We start from the raw sequence: 19,751 nt of genomic DNA on the forward strand, positions 1-19,751 counted from the left end.
CCCGGGAGCCCCCGACCTGATGCGTTTTCTTGCCTCATCGCGAGTTTGACAGCAGTCCCAATTCACGAGGATGTCTGCCGGGGTCAAACTGCAGGTAGACGCCGATGCACGGAAGCGCAGATTTCCCCTGGATTAGCGTTCTCCTTAGCTTTTTTGCTGCTTGGGATCCTGCGGGATCTGATTCGCGGCTGCGATCAGCTTGCGCAGACCCGGGATGATCATCACCAGCACCTCCGCTGCGGGCTTGTCGGCGCGCTGCAGAAGCGCTGCCTGCTCGCGGCCCCACGATTCCGGAGGTTTTCGGCCGAATTCCAGACACTCCAGCGCCTGCAGGCCGGCATTGGCGAGCGCCGTCACGTTTTCCGACAGCGGTTCCAACTCGCGCAGCAGGTAGGATTCCCGCAGAGCCGGCTGCAACAGGGAATGGTTATCGTGCCAGCGCGTCAGCCACATGCGAAGGTCTGCGGACTGGGCCTGCAAGCCGGACTGCGATGCCAGTGCCAGATCGACCCGCCGGTTGAAATCCCGCGCCAGATCGCTTTCCGGGGGAACGGCGTCGGCAAGGCGATTCATCGGGGTGAAGCTCGTATAGGGGCGCAAGCTGCCGCGCCGCAGCTGCTTCACGGACTCGACGATGTCGCCCAACGTTCTGAGCGCAGCCGGCACCTGTTCTGCAGTCATGCGCTGCAGCATACACGGATAGCTGGAGTTGTGCGTCAGGCCCAGGGACTCGAGGTGCCGGCTGATGTATGCCAACCGGCCATACATGTCGTCCACGTCCTTCACCTCGGGTGGCGACCACAAACGCTCTGCAATGGCTGCCGCGCGGGGCCAGATGCGCGAATCGATGTTTGCGGACGTAATGTACTCTCCCCACATGCAAGCCTCACCGCCCAGGATCAGGGCCTTCTGTTCCACGGCCAGCGATGCAGCCTGTTGGCCCAAAGGGTCCACCTGATAGTGGTAGGCAGCGGGGCGTAAATGGTCAAGGTAATAACCGTAGGAGAGGATTCCCGAGTACCCTTTCTGCGCACTCTGCGCGAGGGAGGCCTGACCACGCCATGACTGGATCACGGCGCTCTTCGGCAGGTCAGGGTGCAGTATTTCGTCCCAGCCGACCGCCTTCTTGCCGTGCCTGGTTAAGAGAGTGACCAGGCGCTTGTTGAAGTAGGCCTGCAGATCTTCGTTGTTTTTCATACCGCGGCGGTTTTTAAACGCTGCGATTCTGGTATTGGCGTTCCACTGCCTACCGTTTACTTCGTCCCCACCGATGTGCCAGAACTGGTCCGGAAACAGCGGCACGATCTCGGTCAGGAAGGAGTCGAGGAACGCATATACCTCCTCGCGGGTGGGATCCATCACGGGATCGAAGACGCCCCATTTGCGCTCAATTTGATAGGGGCCGGGAGCGCTTGCGAGCCTGGGATATCCTGGGAACCAGGCCGTCGTGTGGCCAGGCATGTCAAACTCGGGGACAACGCGGATCCCGCGGTCGTGCGCATAGGCCACCAGCTCGCGCACCTGAGCCTGAGTGTAATAGAGCCCGTCCGAACCATGCGTCTGGAGTCTGGGATACCGCTTCGACTCGACGCGGAACCCCTGGTCTTCCGACAAATGCCAGTGGAAGACGTTCAGTTTGACGGCAGCCATCGCATCGAGGTTGCGCTTGATGACCTCGACCGGCTGCCAGTGGCGTGCCACGTCGATCATGAGGCCTCTCCAGGGAAAGCGCGGGCGGTCCTGAATGCTCACGGCAGGGAAGAAGAATGATTCCGAATCGATGTCAATCAGTTGCAGCATTGTCTCCAGCCCGTGGAGTACACCCAGCGGCGAAGGCGCCGTGAGCCGAGCCCCGACCGAACTGATTTCCAGGCGATACGACTCATCTGCCCGCACCGACTGCACACGCTCTCCCGGGCCGGCGCAATCGATTACGAGCTGCGCTTGACTCGTATCCGGCGTCGTTCCGTACGCGAAGCGAAAACCGGTGCGCTCCTGCAGCCGCTCGAGGAACCTTGACAGGGCGCGTGTCAGTCTCGGCTCCGCAAATCCGGTCAGTGTGGCACGGAAATTCTCATCGATCTTGAGCCTTCCCTCGGACGGCGTCAGGACCGTCGGAACGGGCATCATTCGGAATGGCCTGGCGGGCGATTGATTCTGTGGCGTTGCAGAAACGTGCGCCAGCAGCAGGGCAACCAGGCCCAGACATAAGAAAAATCTCGGCAGACTCATGAAGGTACTCCTCGGCTAGGTTTTGCATTCATGTCCACGCTCAGGCGTCAAAGAAGGTAAATGTAACCACTCGGGGGCCCGTTGTCGAGTCGTTTGGAGGAATTCAAGAAATCCACTGCCGCCGGGTCTGTTCCATATTTCACGGCGCAGGCATTGCCGCACCGCGGGTGCATCCCAATTGACTTTGAATGGGTTGTCAGGTACTTTCATGCGAGCTCACATAAAGGAGAAAGCTTTGGACAACGAGATAGGAATCATCGGCGAACCAACGGTCAATCCGGCTGTGTGTAGATTCACGGTCGACCGTCCGGTCTACGCCGGCGGATCGGCGTATTTTGCCAACCGGGAGGTCGCGAAGCTTTCTCCCCTGGCCGCCCGGATTTTTGAAGTGCCCGTGGTGCAGAATGTCTTGATCGCCGAGAATCAAATCACGGTCACGAAATCAGGATTCGAGGCCTGGCCCACAATCGGCAAACAGATCGGCGCCAAGATCCGCGAGCACATCCGATCGGGCGAGCCTGCAGTCAGCGAGGAGTTTGTTCGCGGCATTCCTCCGGAGGCTGAAATACGCAAGAAGATACAACAGCTGCTCGAACGCGAGATCAATCCGGCTCTGGGCATGCACGGCGGTTGGGTGCAATTGATCGACGTGAAGAAGAACTCGGTGTATCTGCGTCTGGGCGGCGGCTGTCAGGGTTGTGGCGCGGCGGACGTTACATTGAAGCAGGGAATCGAAAGGTCGATCCGGGAGATGTTTCCGGAAGTGGGTGAGATTCTCGACACCACCGATCATGCCGCCGGACGCAATCCTTACTATCAGCCCCGCAAGTGAAACGCCTCGATCAAAGCATCGCTGTTCGAGCAAAAAGGGACATTCCGGAATTGCATCGACCGTATGAACTCCGCCGTGGCCGGACTGGAAATTCAGAATGCTCCCTTTTTCGAGCCCCAAACCTCAAATTTCTTGAAAAAAGGCCATAAAATACGAAATTGATGATTGCTTTTTCTGAGAATATCCGCAAAATGTCAGTGTCTTCGTTTGAATGTACATGTTGAGACAGTTCAGAAAGAACCAAGTCAGAGGAGGTAGGTATGGCTGGAAAAGTGATGACGAAGAGTCAGTTCATTTCGCTCATAGCAGAAAAGAATGGAATGACGAAAGCCGCAGCGGGTGCAGTTCTCGAGACGATTGCAGATACGGCTATCGCTGAAACCAAGAAGAACGGCCAGTTCGTGGTTCCCGGACTCGGCAAGCTGGTGAAATCGCATCGCAAGGCGCGGATGGGGCGAAATCCTCAGACAGGTGCTTCGATAAAGATTCCTGCGAAAACCGTGGTGAAGTTCCGCGTGGCCAAGGCCTGCAAGGACGCGGTGGTTCCGCCGAAGAAGTAGCGAACCTGCTTTCCGCATCGGGCGGGTCGGTGCCGGACGAGGCCATCTTCTGATCAAGCAAAGGACTGAGGGTGCCATTGGCACGGATTGCCCCTGCGGGTCAGGTGTTACTCCCGCAGGGGCGCCATCCCTTGGCGTCTGTCCTGAGGCCCAGTGGTTTGTGACGCTGCGCCTGCGACTGCTGCATGAAGCATGAATGCGGCGGATTGCCTGTCGACAGGGGCACCGACGCGAGTTCTCGGAGCTCGCCTTTCAGGCGAGCTGGGTGGGTTCTTTTGCGCGCAACCGTCTGCCGAAGCTGTTCAGGCAAAACAGCGTGACGAATACGAAGCCCAGTGGTGACAGGTTCCACCAGAAGTCCGTAAGAACACGCGGATCCTGTGTGAGATTGCGAAGCATCGCGCCCCAGGAAGCCCAGGAGTTCTGAAATCCGACATTGAGGAACGACAGGATCACCTCGCCAAGTATGAATACAGGCGCGGCTACTGCGATCTGCGCCATGGCAAAGGGTGCCAGGGCGGGAAGCATGTGACGCCGGAAAATGTACCACGGCGAGGCTCCAAGGGCTCTGGCTGCTTCCACGTAGCCGGCGTTCCGAACCTGCAGGATCAGCCCGCGCACTCCCCTTGCCATGGGCGGCCAGGTTACACCTGCGATCGTGGCGGCGGTGAGCAAAGCTGTCTGCCAGAAAGGCATCTGCGGCGGCAGCAACGCACGCACTGCCACCACCAGGTAGAGCGCCGGCAGCGCAAGCACGAACTCAGAAAACCGCATGAGAACTACGTCAATCCAGCTGCCTGCCATTCCTGCGCACGCTCCGATGGTCACTCCCAGCGCGAAATAAAGCGCGATGCCGAACAGCAGGACCAGCATCGAGCTGCGCGTTCCTGCCAGGGTTTGCGCCAGGACATCCCGCCCTTGTGCATCTGTGCCCCAAGGGTGAAACATCCCCGCTGTCCGGGTGCCGACCAGGTGCGTGGATGCGGGGATAAGGCCGAGAAAACGATACCGGTATCCCTGGCAGAAGAACTCCAGAGGGTAAACCTCATCGCCTTGCACCTGATAACGCGCATCCAGAGCATCAGTCAGCTTCATGCGATGGACAAAGGGCCGCCAATGAAAGTTCCCTTGTGCGTCCAGGAGGTGGATGCGGCTGGGGGGTGCGTAGAATTGGTTCAGGTCTTGCAGATCCGGGGCGCTGGGGGAGAGGAAATCGCTGAGGAGCGAGAGGAGCAGAAGCAGGACGGCGAACAGGCGCGCCAGCCGGTTGATGATATTCATAGCGCACCCCCCGCGACTCGCGTTCTCGGATCGAGGATCAGCAGCAGGATATCAGCCGCCAGATTGCCGGCCACAAGCAGAATGGTGCTGCCGATGACGCAACCGGCCACCAGTGGCACATCTTTATTGAAAAGTGCGTTCAGGGTTGCCTGCCCCAGTCCGGGCCAGGTGAAGATCACTTCCAGGACGAGGCTCCCGCTCAGAATGCTGCCGAGCAGCGGTCCGGAAGTGGATAGGATCGGATTCAACGAAGGCCGCAGCAAATAATGCAGGAAGATGTGCTGTTGCGGCAATCCGCGCGCGCGGGCGGCCCGGACGTAGGGCTCATTCAGGAGATCCTGCGTCGCGGCACACTGGATCCTTTCCACATATACCAGAATGGGCAGCGTCAGGCAGGCCACGGGGAGCACGAGATGATGGATCCTGTCGGCAATCCCCACGAGGAAATGCGGATCCTGCAGGCTGGTTGAACTCATGCTCCCCAGGGGGAACCAATGCGTGGACGCTGCGATCAGGAGCGCGCCCAGCCCCAGAACCAACGTGGGCAGGGCGAGTGCCACGGTCGAGAGCAGATCGAGCGCGAGACCGATGAAGGTGTAACGGTTGAGAGCATGCATCGTCCCGAGCAAAACTCCTCCGATCATGCCCAGCATCAATGCCGGAACCCCCATCCACAGCGTTTTCGTGAGGGCGTCGAGCACGACGCCTTGCACCGGTTGTTGATAAAAAAGGGAATTGCCGAGGTCCAGGCGCACGCACCGGCTGAGCCAACGGCCATACTGCACCAGGAGCGGCTGGTCGAGCCCGTACTGCTGACGCATCTGATCGATCGTCTGCCGGCGCACCGTCGGATCAAGCTCCCGGGCGGAGAAAAAGTCCCCCGGATTTAGCGACGACAACAGGAAGGTGGCCGAAGCGACCAGCAGGGAGAGGACTGCCAGCTGAAGAATCCGTTTCAGGATGGCAGCGAAAACCTTCAAGATCTGCGCCTCGCTAGCGCGTCCGTTTGGTCAGTTCCTCGACATTCCAGAGCAGATACGGCACCAGGATCGACGGCCGGATATTTCCCAGGTTGTTTCTCCAGCCGGTGAGAATATTCGGGGCTACGGTCGCGATGGCCGGCATCTCCCGCGCCCAGATCTCCTGCACTTGAAAGAATGCTTTTTTGCGCACCGCATCATCCAGGCTTTGCACCAGCCGGGTTGTGAGAGAATCGACCTCAGCTTCCCAGGGGGTATTGGGCTTGCTCTGCTCCGGGTACCAGAAGTGGTTGCCGCCACTGCTGTACCAGAGGTCGGTCTGAAGGTCAGGGACGACATCGGTCGGGGTGTTACTCAGGAGAATTGCCTCATAATCGAAGGAGCGGCTGAAGCGGGGCGCGAGCTCGTTCATGAGAAGGAGCTGGACATTCACCCGTATTCCGACTTGCGCGAGATATTGCCTGATGATCTCGGCCGTTTTTTCCCTGGTCGCATTCCCCCTGGTTGTAAGGAGGACAATTTCGAGAGGGCGGCGCAGAGTGCCATACTCCACGATGCCGTCTCCGTTGGTGTCCTTGAGGCTGATCTGTGCGAGCAGTGCCCGCGCCCGCTTTGGGTCGAAGGGTGTGGGCCGCAGGCTGGTGTTGTACCAGACCCTGTTACCGGAGCTGATCGGGCCATACTGCGGCACCGCCAGCCCGCCATATACGGATCGTGCCACCGCCTCGCGATCCAGCGCGCAGGAAACCGCCTGCCGGAACGCGGCCTGTTCGAAGACGCTTTGTTTTTCCGGATCGAGAAACGGAGTGCCGGATGGGCTCTTGCCCGGGTTCAAATTGAACCACATGAAATCCATGCCCAACCCGGCGCCGAGATCCTGTACGGTATATTCCTTCGTCCTGTCCGGGCGGCGCAGCCGGGCAAAGTGCTCGGAATTCATGGAGCCGAGAACGTCGATTTCGCCGGCCTCAAAACGAAGGGCTTCCGCATTGCGATCCGGAATAATCAGGAAGGTCAGGGTATCGAGATACGGCAGCGTCTGCCCGGCCTTGTCTTTCTTCCAGTAGAAGGGATTTCGCTCGAGCACGATCCGGACGCCGCGCTGATACTCCTTCAAGCGAAAGGGTCCCAGTCCCGCGACCTCTTGCGGCGAAGCGGTGGGGCCCCATGCGGAAGCAAGGGCTCCTTCCTGATAGGTTTTCACCAATCGATTCTTGGGCAGCATGGGGATCGAATCGAGCGATCGGAGTCCGGTGCCCACCGCCCTCGGCCAGGACAAGAGTACCGTAAAGTCATCGACCTTGGCGATCGCCGGAAACTTGCCGTCAGCTTGAAATTGATCGGCTCGGGTCGACGGATTCCGCGAATCCTGGAGCGCATTCAGGGTAAAAACGACATCGTCGGCAGTGAAGGGCCTCCCATCCGAAAAGCGCAATCCGCGCCGGAGATGGATGGTGTAAGTGCGGCCATCCTTGGCTGCCTCCCAGCCCGTGGCCAGAGAGGGCTCGAGTTCATAAGTACGCCGGTTGATGTGAACCAGGTCGGCCGACAGCGGCTCAGCGACCATGACATTCGCCACTCTGCCGGCGAACATGAGATTGAAAGTCGCCGGATCCTCACTCACCGACGCGATCAGGCTGCCGCCGCGTGTGCCACCCAGGTCCGAACGCACCAGATAGTCGATGGTTTCTTTTTGCTGCGCATGTGCCGGACAAAAGGTAAGCGCGCAAGGCACCATGCCGACGACAAGAGCTGCCACGAGCCTGCATTTAGCGAACATGGGCGCAGTTTCGGGGAATTCGGTTCCGGTGTCAAGAACTAGCTGGATTCTGAAACGCCGCGGAGATGAAATCAGCGACTGCACGGAGCAAAACCCCAACGCGGAGGACGCTGAACGCGCAGAGAAAAAAACGAAAGCCAAACATATGCCGACCGTTGGGGCCAAAGCCGGAGCTTGAAGCCAGTCATAACGCCACATTTACTGCGCCCTGTGCTTTGGAGTTTTTCATGGATACGGATTTGAAGGCATGCGATTCTTGATCGGGATTGCCCGTTTTTGGCATAGAATCTTCGCACGCGACCAAGCTGCACGCTACAGCAGGCGCAAGGCTGCCGTCCACTGCGGAGCCTCCCCTCATGAAGCGAGGCATCGATGACATCACCGGGTCTGAAGGAAGGGACAACTGTCGGGGATCGGTATCACGTGGACCGGCTTCTGGGGCAAGGGGAACTAGGCCGCGCCTACCTGTGCCGGGACCTGATGGATGAATCCCTGGTTGTACTCAGGACGCTGACCGAGTGGGACTCAGCGGAGGGAGTCGGAAGCCTGCGGCAGGAGCTGTCCTTCCTCAGCCGCTTCAAGCATCCCCACCTGGCCCATCTGTTGGACTTCGGCGTGATCGATCATGCCGCAACTCCTTACGTGGTGCGTCAGTTTGTGGAAGGAGCGGATGCCTTTCACGGATCCGCCGGCTGGAGCATCGATCGGGTGCTGTCATGCCTGGCAAAGCTCTGTCGCGTGCTTCAGTTCCTGCATTCGCGGAACATCCTGCACCACCACTTGAAGCCATCCAACGTAATTCTCGTCGACGTGGATGGCCGCGAGGCGGAGCCGAAGATATTGGATTTCGGACTGAACCGGCGGGCAAAAATGGGCAGGCGCAGTCCGGCAACGATCGCATATACAGCCCCCGAGATTCTCCTCGGGCATGCGCGCAATCCCAGATCCGATCTTTATTCCCTCGGTATCCTTGCCTATCAACTGCTCGCGCGCCGCCTCCCGTTTGATGATGAGGATGAAGGCTATCTGATCCAAAAACACCTGCAGGGGAAGGTGGACACGCGCCCGATCGAACGCCTGAGGGGCGGCGCCGGTCTCGCCCAGGTGCTGCTGGGCTTGCTGGAGAAGGACCCGGATAAGCGGCCGTCTTCGGCTGAAGATGTGGTCAGGCTGCTGAGCGCGGCGAGCGGTCGGGATTATTCGGGGACGGTGTCGGGGTCGATGGAAGCCTACTTCTCTCCGGGACGATTTGTCGGGCGGGAAAAGGAGATGGCATGTTTGCAGGAGCGGGCGATCCGGGTGCGGCAGGATGGCCGCGGCTGGACCATTTTTTTGACCGGTGAGGGCGGCTCGGGCAAGTCGCGATGCCTGGAAGAGCTCAGAACCTGGGCTTTGCTCGAGGGCTGGAGAGTGGTTGAGGCTGCCTGTCTTCCCTGCGAAGACCGGTCGTATGGTCCTTATCGGCGCATCTTGGCGCGCGCCGCGCAGTTGCGACCCGCGCAGGGAGATGCCACGCGTGAGCATGCGATCTTTCGATTTGAAGATGCAGCCCGGGCAGCGGAATCGCCGCGCTTTGAGTTGTCGTCCGGGTCGGCCGCGGGCCCTTTCCGGGACCAGCTGACGCGCGAGGTGGTGAGACTCCTGGCCGACCGCCCCACGCTGTTTTTGTTGCATGATTTTCATTGGGCGGATGAGGCGACGGTCACCGTTCTGGACTATTTGACTTCGGATATTCTCGCGCACCCCATCTTTTTGTGTGTGAGCCTGCGGCCCGCGGAGGCGGAACAGGGCCCCCTGAGACGGTTGATGGAACTGTCGGCCCGGCAACTCAGGGCGGAAACCCTGGCTCTGGAAGCTCTTCCCCTGCAGGCGATCGAGGATCTGATTGCCGGAATCACAGGCGAAACCTCGCTTGCCGGCGAGATCGGAACCTGGGTGCACAAGTCCAGCGGCGGAAACCCGTTTTTTGTGGAGGAGATTCTCAAGCACCTCGTCGACCGGGAGCTGCTGTGGCGTGAGTCGGGCCATTGGCGTCTTGCCTCCGAGGGTTTTGAAGATCTGGAGGTGCCGGCGAGTGTTGCCGTAGTGCTCAGGCGCCGGCTGGCCCAGTTGTCGCCCGGTGCGTTTGCCGTGACGGAATGGCTCGCCTTGGCCAGGCGGGCGCTTCCCAAGGACCAACTGCGGGCGCTGAGCTCGCTGGACTCGGATGAGCTCGAGACAAGGCTCAGGGAACTCATCTCCAGACAAATCATTGGTGAAGTGAGCGGAAGAGGATGCTTCGAATTCCGGCATGCGCTGATCTCCGAGGTGATCACGGAGGATCTGCCTGCAGGGAAACGCCGCCGAATGCATCAGAGGATCGGAGAAATCCTCGAGGAGCACCACGGTACTCAGGAAAACCTGCAGGAATTGGCAATGCATTTCACGGAGGGGAGGTGCGGGGAGAAAGCAATCAGCTACGCCTTGAGGGCAGCCAGGGCATGCAAAGCCGAGTTTGCGAACGAGTCGGCATTGCGCTTCTACGAATATCTCCTGAACCATAAGAAGCTCTTGTCCATGGAACAGCAGTGCGACGTTTCGATCGAGGCTGCCGACAGCTGCTGCGCCCTCGGCAACCCAAAACGAGCTATCAGAATTCTAGGGGCTCAGTTGCACGATTTAGGGAAGGGCAAGAGGGCGCTTGCGATTCGTCTCTATACTCAGCTTTCACGGTCATTCCAATATCTTGGAGATATGGAAAAGTCCGAACAATCAGCAAAGCATGGAATGACACTTCTAGGGCGCCCAATTCTGGATCTGAATAAAAGCGAAGCGGAAATTCCGTTGCTTTCACAACTTGCTTTTTGCAGGTTGGCACATTCACAGCCCAGAAAAGGTCTGACCATGATCAGGAGCGCTTCGCGCTTCCCCTCAAAACCTCAGCAGACTATTATCGCCGGACATCTCCACATTCTGATATCTGCATTATGTAGCGTCGCATGCGATTTTGTTGAAGGAGCAAAAGCCGCCAAGACGGCAATCGAGATTCTTGAGCCACTGGGTGCCGATCACTTGCTTCCCATGGCTTATTCACATCTGGGTAACAGTTTGATAGGTATGGGCAAGCTGGGGAAAGCCCTGCACGAGTTCCAACGGGCGGTATCGACGGGGAAGCGAACACGATCTCCTTTTTTGCTTGCCCAAGCTCTGTGCAATTTGACCGAGTGCTTCTGTAGGTCGGGCCAATTTGCCGCAGCGACCGAGAATTCAACTAAAGCACTGAAGGCTGCATCGGAAACCGAAAACCGCCACATCTTATCAGCTGGCCTTTTGTGTGTGCTCGGGACTCAAATTGCGACAACTGAATGGTCGCTCGCCTGTAACACGAAGAGGCTTCTAGCATCTCAAGACCTTGCATCGTTGCCAGTATATGCAAGGGCCCAGGCACTGTTTTTCTCAGCTTCACTACACACGGAACTTGGTAGTTTTGAGGACGCGCTCTCAGACTTGGATTCTTTGCAGCGATTGGTCTCTTCTGAAACCCCGATATATGAAGCCAGCTTGGGCGAAATCCTAAGAGCCAAAATCTATTGCCAGCAGGGTCACATTGAGCAGGCGAAGGATTTGTTGCTAGAACTGGAAATCACGGTAACTCAAAAGCGGTGGGCTTATCAAATGACCCTCGCTAAGCTGCAGCTGGCCCAAGCGTTTCTCATGGCCGAAGATTGGCAAGAGGCATTCGCGCGAGCTCGCGGTTCACTTCGACTCGCACGAGCAATGCCAGCCTTGCACCTTCAAGCTCAAGCCCACTATCTTTTGGCTAATATCTCACTCTTACGGGCGGAAAAGTCAGCATCTGCCGAAGGTGGTCCTAGGCTAATACAACCCTTGAACAATCAGGATTCATTGAAAACTGCTTATGCGGAATTTGAAAAAGCTCTGGCACTATCAGACAACCCGTTCATGATCGAGACCGCGCGGCGTACGCACTACGCGATGATGCGCATTTGTAGGCTAGGCTATGAACCTGATGGTGCACTCAGACATGCCCAAAAGACATTGGAGTTACTCTCAGTAATTGAAGGAAGAGTACCAATTGACAAGTTAGATGCTTTTAAAAAGATGGAGGAACGCGAGCGCAGTAAGAACGAGTGTGAATGCCACATACGCAAGTCTCTTGCGGACGGGGGAAAGATAACTCCGTCGATTGGTGACTTGGAAGAAGCACAGCTTCGCATACTATTCCGAATGAGTAGCACGATTAACGCGATTCGAGATTTGGATGATCTAATGGAGGAAGTGCTCGGATTGCTGGCCACGGCTATGTGTATGGAACGCGCTCTGATTGCCCTGAAAGACAGGGAGACTGGTCAAATCCGAATGGCGCGGAAGAGAAATCTAGGTTTTGCGTCGCTGGAGACAATGGATGTAATGAGCCGGAAGGTCATTCAGGAAGTTATTCGGTCGGGTAAACCATTTGTGACGGCAAATGCACGTTCGGACCCTCGTCTAACATGCCAAATCCGTGACGAATCCGCTGTGGGATCGTTTTTTTGCGCTCCCTTGGTGGCATGCGGACGTACTCTTGGGCTTCTTTACGCCGATCACCGATTTGCTATGGAAAGGCTTAACGAATCGACCATCAACTTGTTTGCCGCATTCTGCAATATTACTGTTGTCGCCATTGATAATGCCCTTGCTCATCGCCACTTGATGCAGGAAAAGAAGGAACTTGAACAATACCTCCGCCAGGCCAGGGGCGAGTACCCCGAATTGATTGGAAAGAGCCCTGCGGTGCAAGAACTCCGGGAACGGATTGGACTTGCAGCTGCTTCACCTCTGGATGTTTTGACTTGGGGTGAGAGCGGGACCGGGAAGGAACTCGTCGCGCGGGCCCTTCATCGCACCGGACGCCGCGCCGGTGGCAAATTTGTCCCTCTTGACTGCGGTTCGCTGTCCGATACCCTCGTCGAGGGTGAACTCTTTGGCTATCGCAAGGGGGCATTCACCGGCGCCGTCGAAAACCGACCCGGCCTGTTCGAAGCCGCCGAAGGTGGAGTCATCTTCCTTGATGAGATCTCCAACTTGTCCTTACGACTGCAGAGGAAACTTCTGCGCGTGCTGCAGGAGCGCGAAGTAAGACGGATCGGAGAAACCGCTGCCCGCAAATTCAACGTTCAGGTTATCGTAGCCACAAACAGAGACCTGCGGCAGGAGATGCGCGAGGGGAGGTTCAGAGAAGATCTCTATTTCCGCCTGAATGCCATGGAGATCAGAGTGGCGCCTTTACGCGAGCGCACCGAGGACGTGCCGCTTTTGCTCGAGTGGTTTCTGGACAAAGTCGGCAAAAATGAAGGTGGCAGGGTCAAGACTTTTTCCCGGGAGGCGCATGCGCTCCTCGTGCACTACTCCTATCCCGGTAATGTGCGGGAACTGAAAAACATAGTCGAGGGATCGTACTACTCCACCCCAGGTGACATTATCGGGGTCGGCCATCTGCCCACCGAAGTCCGGGACGGTGAAGCAGGAGCAGCTCCATGGGAACCTGCCCCCGCGGCATGGCAGGTTTACAAGCGGATCCGTGACGGCTTGGGGATCTTTGACGACTTGGTGAAAACTCCATTTCTCAAACGCCAGATCGGGTCCTCACAGGTCCGCCAAATGATTCATTTGGCCCTCGCCGAAACCGGCGGCAGATACCGGGATGCATTCCGGCTCCTCGGCATTCCTGCCCGCGAATATGCCACCATGATCCAATTTCTAAAGCGGAACGATTGCTACCTGGACTTCCGGCCTTATCGCAAGCCACCCCGTTAGGCTGATTGTGGCGAGGCCTTGCAGCGCGCTGCAAGCTGCTGATCCTCAAATTCGAGGAGGAAATTCGAGCACGTTGCCTTCCGACCCAGACGCTTGAGGGTTGGCAAGCTTTGCATGTTCGGTGAGCGCTTTCTGAGCGGCCTGGAGCAAAACCAGCAAGGTAGGCCCGTCATTTGGATAGGATGCGACACCTGTCTGGCACGCAACAAACCAGGTATTTCCGGGTGCCAGATTCACTGGTGTGCTCTTGATCAGCTGCTGCAGCCGGTGGACATAGCGAAGCGCCTGCGGGCTGCCCACCCCCGGGAGCAGTGCGACGAATCCATCGTGTCCGAAGCGGACCAGGATATCTGTCTGGCGCAGCTCGGACCGCAGGACGTCTGCCACCTTGCGTAGAATCAGATCACCCGTGCCTGCTCCATAGAGCGCGACGCTGTGCGCGAAGTTCTTGATTTCAAGAGTAACAAGGGATAGCGGAGTCTCCGTCTTCGCAGCATGTGCAAGCATCTGCGCGCCTGCAACTGAAAGGTAGGCGACACGATAGGTTCCTGTGACGGGGTCCAGGAGGCCTTCATCCCCAGACTTGCCGATGGCGCCGGCTTCGCGCACGAGCGGGGCGACCTGCTCCGCGACGGTTTGGAGGAGAGAGAGGTGAGTCGGGGAATAGAAGGTATGTTCGCGGGCATAAAGAGAGATTGTGCCGAGGCATTCTCCATCCTGAACCAGCGGAACGGCAAGGGCATCTTTCAACGCGGTGAAATCTCCTGCGAATCCCTGGAATTCCAGGGCGGCACCGGTGTTGAGCATAGGCCGTTTGTAGGCAGCCACCCAACCGCTGATTCCTTTGCCGAGCCCTATACTGAGGCCCTGCAAAGACTCTGCGAGGTCGCCACAGGCATATGCCGCTTTGAGGGAACCGTCATCCTGATTCAAATAAAAAGCACAGGTGTGATAAGGCACAATCCGCTCCAGACGGCGGGCCAGAATCGGCAAGGCGTCGGCAAGTCCAAGAGATCGCCCCATGCCCCCGCAGAACTCGAAAACGCGGACGAGTTCTTCCGATGCGGTTGTCGGCGGCGATTGATCTGCAGGTAATGCCTCAGCTTGGGCGATGGCGCTGTCTACATTCTCGAAATACTTTCGGAACGAAAGTTCTGAAAGGTTTCGTGTTGCCTCGTCTGCTGAAGCCTCCAGTTCGTTGATGTGGCTGATAAAGAGCTCAACGAGCCTGGGATCATAGCTGCTCCCCGCCTGTGCCCGCAGCAGCTCAACCGAATCGTCGATGCCGAACGCCGATTTGTACGGCCGCGTGGACCTGATTGCATCGAAAGCGTCGGCAATTGACAAAATCCTGGCCCCAATGGGAATTTCCTCACCTCTTAATCCGTCGGGATACCCAGACCCATCCCATCGTTCATGGTGGCAGCGGACGAATCTGGCAACGGGAAATGGGAATTGGACTTGTTGAAGGATTTCGTCGCCGGCAGTGGCATGCAATTTCATTTTCTCAAACTCCTGTTTACTCAGCCTGCCGGGTTTGTTAAGTATGTAGTCTTCAATGGCCAACTTGCCGATGTCGTGAAGCAGGGATCCAGTTTCGATTGCCTTGAGTTCATTTGCGTCAGTTATATGGCTGAGTTTGGCCAATCCCAAAGCATAGGCCCTGACACGGCGAATGTGCCCATAGGTTGTTTGATCTTTTGCATCAACTGCCAACGCCAACGTCTCCACAGTTCTCAAATACAGGCCTTCCTGCTCATTCAAATGCTTCTCTGCTTCCATAGCCTTTGCCTGGTTAATCTTGTTCCATCCCCATACAACACCCACGAGCGGAGCCGCAGCGAAAGGAACATAATCATTCGCAGACTTCAGAGCAACTATAATGGCTGCCGAGACTGCGGATACAGAGAAGTCAATGTAGAGAGGAAGATAATTCTTGGACCAAAACCGTAGTATGCCATCCCCCGTTGTCCAAGCGATAACTGTGGAAGTGATAAGAGAATTGTATAAGAAAAATGTAATTGTCAGTACGGCAGCTGGCAGGACCATTAATCCAAGGTCACTGCTAAGATCAGGATTTAGAAAACGATATAGGCTGCTGTATAACCAAGCACCACAGATCATGCTGGAGGTATTGAAAACAATTTTGTAAGGAAGAACTCTACGTCGACATAATAGAGCGATGAGAGTGTGACAGAAGGTAGCAACTATGCATGGCGTTGGCCCATATAGCATCGCGACAGACATAATGTACGCATCGCTAATTCCAATCATTGTGTTTACAGAAGGCAAGGCAAGAAAGAAGGGCACAGAGCCAACTGCCAAGAGAACAAGGATTATCCAAGTTATCTGTGGAGGGTTATATAGTAAATCCCAAATCGCCCACGAGAAGATAGGGAATGCAGCTCCTGTCACCAGGATTATTAGGGTTTTTACTTTGAGTGGAAGCTGCATCCATGTCATGGCAGCCTACTCCGAACACAGTTTCTCACGTCCATTATCGTCAGCCGGTTCTCGGAGGATTAGTTCTCAGTCTCGCGGACAGGATGAGGTCAAAAAATAGTAGAAAAACCATTGCTTTGAGGTAAGATCTTTTCCAAAACAAATTACTCTCAGCTTTAAACGCCGAAGGCTTGAGAATCTCGGTAGCTATTCTTGTCTCTCCTTTTCTGTGATTAAAGAAGCGCTTGAGCTAAATCCACAGAACGCTCGGCGTTTCACGGGTCTCAAGAATTTCGATTTCGGTTTGCATTTTCGATTCTCCTCTTGTGCTAGCGTGCTCGAATTGTCGACTTCACTAGATCCACAAAACGCTCGGCGTTTCACGGGTCTCAAGAATTTCGATTTCGGTTTGCATTCGCGTCTCTCCCGTTATGCTCGAATTAGGGATCTCACTAAATCCACAAGACACTTGGTGTTTCACGGGTTTCGAGAATTTCGATTTCGGTCTGCATCTGCATCTCCTTAAGAGAATGTGCTGTTAGTCAAGGTGTGCGAGTCGAGCGATTACAGCCAAAGAATAGCGCCTGGCTTATTCATGATTGGTTCCTTTCTGACAAATGGTCCAAGTAGAAACGAACTGCCGTTTGTTACGACGTACTAATGCCGATTATGCAAATCACGGGATGGCTGGGCTGTGCCCAAAGAAGCACCGATTTGGCGGCGGTACAAGTCCCCAAGAAGCCCAGCCGGCAGCAGCGAATCCTCCTGTACCGTAAAAGGGCGCCGTGTACAAGCATCCTGCTTGCGATACTCGCCCTTGGCCGCACGCTCCAGCCACCCTGAAAGCATGCGGCTATGCTGGCGCTCCAAACCTTCCGCTCAAATCAGCTTAGCTCTTCCGCTGGGGGGTGATCAGGTCCGTTCGGTTCCCGACCAAGTGACCTGACCCACCTCATGGTGGGAGAGCCATTCGAGAAACTGACTGCCGAACAAAGGCGCAAACTATTGATACGCCTAATCTTACTGATCAATGGATACTTCTAAAACAACACCTGAAGACATCGGACGAAGCGACCCAACAGCCGCAACTCCGTCCCAACAACTTTTATAGGTAATCATTTATACGAAGATTGAATAATTATGTCAACAAAAATCTGCGAAGATCATGAGAAATCGGAATTTCTGGACACGGCGAGGAAATCTTCCCTTCCAGTCACGCCTCATGGCAGATATTCCCAAAACTCGGTCCGCAACCACCTGATGGCCCGGCGGGTGACGAGTTCCCCGATCATGCGCTTGCCGCAGAGAATCTTGCCTACGCCGGTCATGCCTGCCTTCAACGAGCCGTCAGCATTCAGCAACTCCCCCCGAACCACGACCTTGCGTTCTTGAGCACCTTCGACGGCGATTGGAGAGATGCTCTTCACCTGAGCATTAAGCGGTCGTTTCGAAAAAGCGCTCACCTTGACCACGATGGGGTAACCTACGGCGACATCGGCGATCTCCTTTTCAGGAACCGGCATATCGAGGATCACAAGCCTGACATCCACAACCTGGCAGAAGAGATTCCCCTTTTCGATATATGCGCCGAGCTTGTTCTTCAGATACGGAGTCGATACCACACCGTCGATGGAGCTTCGGATCTTCAGATGTTCGAGCTGCTGTTCCAGGATGCTCAGTTTTTCCTCGAGTCTGGCCACATCAGCCTCGACCGCCTGGATCGACTCTTTTCGCGAGCCGGCCAGAAGGATCTTGAGTTCACTATTCGCTTCTGCAAGCGCCTTCGTCCGGAGGAGCCTGTCTCTATCTGTGCGCTCTTCGAGGACTTTGAGCTGGCCTTTCGCCTCGGCGAGTTCTTTTTGTGCCACCGCAAAAGCAGTCTGATTGCGCTCCAGTTCGTTTTTGGCAATCAGACCTCCCAAGAAGAGTGACTGGCTGCGCTCAAAAATGCTTTGCGCATTTTGCAGCTCCGCTTCCTTCTTGGCCACGGTGTCGAGCAGCAGTCTGCGCTCCTCGTCCACCCGCCCGGCATTCTCGAGATCGGTTCTTCGGGTCTCAACCGCCCGCTGTGCGCGTTCGATCTCCTCCGGACTTTTGCCGGCTTTGAGGAGATTCAGAGAAGCCCTGCTTGACGCAAGCTGTCCCCGGGTCTCCTCGTATGCGTTGCTCAACACCAGATTCTGGATCTCGGCGAGCACGTCTCCTTTTTTAACTTGACTCCCTTCATCGACATAAATCGACCTGAGCGTTCCCTCAACATCCGGGTTTATGCCCACGGTCTTGCCTGGCAGTATCACGAAATCTCCTGTGACTTTGAGCTCCCACGGGAAAAAGCCCGCAGCCAGGACGATGGCTGCGCCGATCAGCAGGTAGGGAGCCTTCCGAATCCTGGTGCCCACCCCGCCCGCCAGCTTGCCCGCGGCCGCGATATTTTCCCTGCTGGTTACCGGGACCACCATCAGACAAACCACTGAAAACAGGAGAATCCCCCATGTCTGATATTGACCCACCATCCAGGCGCCCAGGCGTCCGAGTAAGATCAGAAGCAATCCCGCGGAAAAGGCAAAGGAGGAGACTCCGTAGAGAACGAAAATGCGCCGCTCCCGCGCGGTCAAAAAGGGGCTGCGTCTCCCCGTGCCGATCAACAGGTAGCTCAGCCTGCGTTTCAGGTAACCGAACGACTTCTGCCTCAGATTGGGCACTTCCAGATAGTCGCTCAGCAGGTAATAGCCGTCCAACCGCAAGAGAGGATTGAAATTAAACAGGGTCTGGATTCCGGAAAAGGCAATCGTGATCAGGCAGATGCGGCTTCCGAGTGTCTCAGGCGACAATAATCGCCACGCGATCGTGGCCCACGACCAGAGAACCAGCTGGATAAATCCGCCTGCGCATGACACCAGCATTCTTTCTCTCTTCTTGAGCAACCAGGCGTCACTTACATTGCAGTAGAAGCCGGGGATGAGGTAGAGAACCAGCAAGCCCATTTCTTCCACCTTTCCGCCGAAATGCTTGAGCGTCAGGGCGTGCCCGAACTCGTGGATGGTCATCACGGTGAATGCGACCATCAGAATCAACGGAATGGAGTAGAGCGTGAATATCTGCGGCAGGGTGAAGACAAGCTGGTCCCAATTCACGAGGGAAAGGATTGCGCCCGCGGCGATCGACGCCCATCCCAGCACCTGGAACCCCGGACCGAAGAAGAAGCGGCCCAGCCTGGCCTCCATGCGCGTCAGCAACCGGTCTGGATTGGATGCGTGGATCTTGATCGACAGTACGCTGTCGAGCAGGCGGTGCCTGCGTTTTGACAGCTTTTCGAGGCGGGACCACGAGGACGCATTGTCCAGCAACAGCAAATCCTGGAGCTTGTCAATGAAGTCCTCAACCTGACTCGTTTCCACTTTGACCTGGCACTGCTCGGATGCTGCTCCGGCCACCGCTCCCGCATTATGCAGGCCGTCGAGCCGGGCAAGCACGGTCGCTTGCACCCAGGTGAAACGGTAGAAGCGTCTCGAAAGCGGATCCTTCACTACGACAGGAGAGTGCGGATCGGAGGTCTCCGGTCGGATCTCGAGATCGGAACGCAGCTTTGCGCGGGTGTCGGCCAAATCAAACCTCAGCGGATCAATACAGGCGACCACGGCGATCATGACGGCTTCGGAGTGGCATGATATCGGCAGGAGGCTGCAAATGCAACAGTATTGAAAGTTGCAGGAACCCTGAGAGGAATACCGCCGGGAATTCCGGGACCTAGACGGTGAAGGCCCAGGTTTCAAGACACCCCCTTGCACTTTGATCTCTAAGCTCTGAGCGCACTCTGCATTGAGATTTTCCGGATGCAGCTGCGCGGT

9 protein-coding genes are annotated in these 19,751 nt (G+C 56.5%); 3 read left to right on the forward strand and 6 right to left on the reverse strand.

The window, feature by feature from the left end; genetic code table 11:
* Positions 1 to 144: 144 nt before the first annotated feature.
* Positions 145 to 2,232, reverse strand: a complete 2,088-nt coding sequence (locus tag LAP85_12700) for a family 20 glycosylhydrolase (GenBank protein MBZ5497254.1) — start codon at positions 2,230 to 2,232, stop codon at positions 145 to 147.
* Between the two features lie 235 nt (positions 2,233 to 2,467).
* Between LAP85_12700 and LAP85_12705 the strand changes: the two genes are divergently transcribed.
* Together LAP85_12705 and LAP85_12710 are read left to right on the forward strand one after the other, a co-directional pair.
* Positions 2,468 to 3,064 (forward strand): NifU family protein, encoded by a 597-nt coding sequence (locus LAP85_12705; protein MBZ5497255.1) that lies wholly within the window; start codon positions 2,468 to 2,470, stop codon positions 3,062 to 3,064.
* 260 nt (positions 3,065 to 3,324) lie between these two features.
* Positions 3,325 to 3,624 carry an HU family DNA-binding protein gene (locus LAP85_12710; protein MBZ5497256.1) on the forward strand — a complete coding sequence of 100 codons (300 nt, stop codon included), beginning with the start codon at positions 3,325 to 3,327 and terminating at the stop codon, positions 3,622 to 3,624.
* Between the two features lie 252 nt (positions 3,625 to 3,876).
* On the opposite strand, the gene LAP85_12715 is transcribed toward LAP85_12710, so the two are convergent.
* The 3 genes from LAP85_12715 to LAP85_12725 are packed head-to-tail and all read right to left on the reverse strand — an operon-like array spanning position 3,877 to position 7,665.
* On the reverse strand, positions 3,877 to 4,905 hold the full coding sequence (locus LAP85_12715) for an ABC transporter permease (GenBank protein ID MBZ5497257.1): 1,029 nt from the start codon (positions 4,903 to 4,905) through the stop codon (positions 3,877 to 3,879).
* Entirely contained in the window at positions 4,902 to 5,885 is a 984-nt protein-coding gene (locus tag LAP85_12720; GenBank protein ID MBZ5497258.1) for an ABC transporter permease, read from the reverse strand. The genes LAP85_12715 and LAP85_12720 overlap by 4 nt, the downstream gene beginning before the upstream one ends.
* 13 nt (positions 5,886 to 5,898) lie before the next feature.
* Positions 5,899 to 7,665, reverse strand: a complete 1,767-nt coding sequence (locus LAP85_12725) for an ABC transporter substrate-binding protein (protein MBZ5497259.1) — start codon at positions 7,663 to 7,665, stop codon at positions 5,899 to 5,901.
* 372 nt (positions 7,666 to 8,037) lie between these two features.
* Here LAP85_12725 and LAP85_12730 point away from each other — a divergent pair, with 372 nt between their 5' ends.
* Entirely contained in the window at positions 8,038 to 13,461 is a 5,424-nt protein-coding gene (locus tag LAP85_12730) for a sigma 54-interacting transcriptional regulator (protein ID MBZ5497260.1), read from the forward strand.
* Positions 13,462 to 13,506: 45 nt separating this feature from the next.
* Here the strand turns inward: LAP85_12730 and LAP85_12735 are convergent, their stop codons facing one another.
* Together LAP85_12735 and LAP85_12740 are read right to left on the reverse strand one after the other, a co-directional pair.
* Entirely contained in the window at positions 13,507 to 15,924 is a 2,418-nt protein-coding gene (locus LAP85_12735) for a diguanylate cyclase (GenBank protein MBZ5497261.1), read from the reverse strand.
* Between the two features lie 1,199 nt (positions 15,925 to 17,123).
* Positions 17,124 to 19,550 carry an efflux RND transporter periplasmic adaptor subunit gene (locus tag LAP85_12740; GenBank protein ID MBZ5497262.1) on the reverse strand — a complete coding sequence of 809 codons (2,427 nt, stop codon included), beginning with the start codon at positions 19,548 to 19,550 and terminating at the stop codon, positions 17,124 to 17,126.
* Positions 19,551 to 19,751: the final 201 nt, after the last annotated feature.

The sequence above is a fragment of the Terriglobia bacterium genome (genome assembly GCA_020072565.1).
GTDB lineage: Bacteria > Acidobacteriota > UBA6911 > UBA6911 > UBA6911 > JAFNAG01.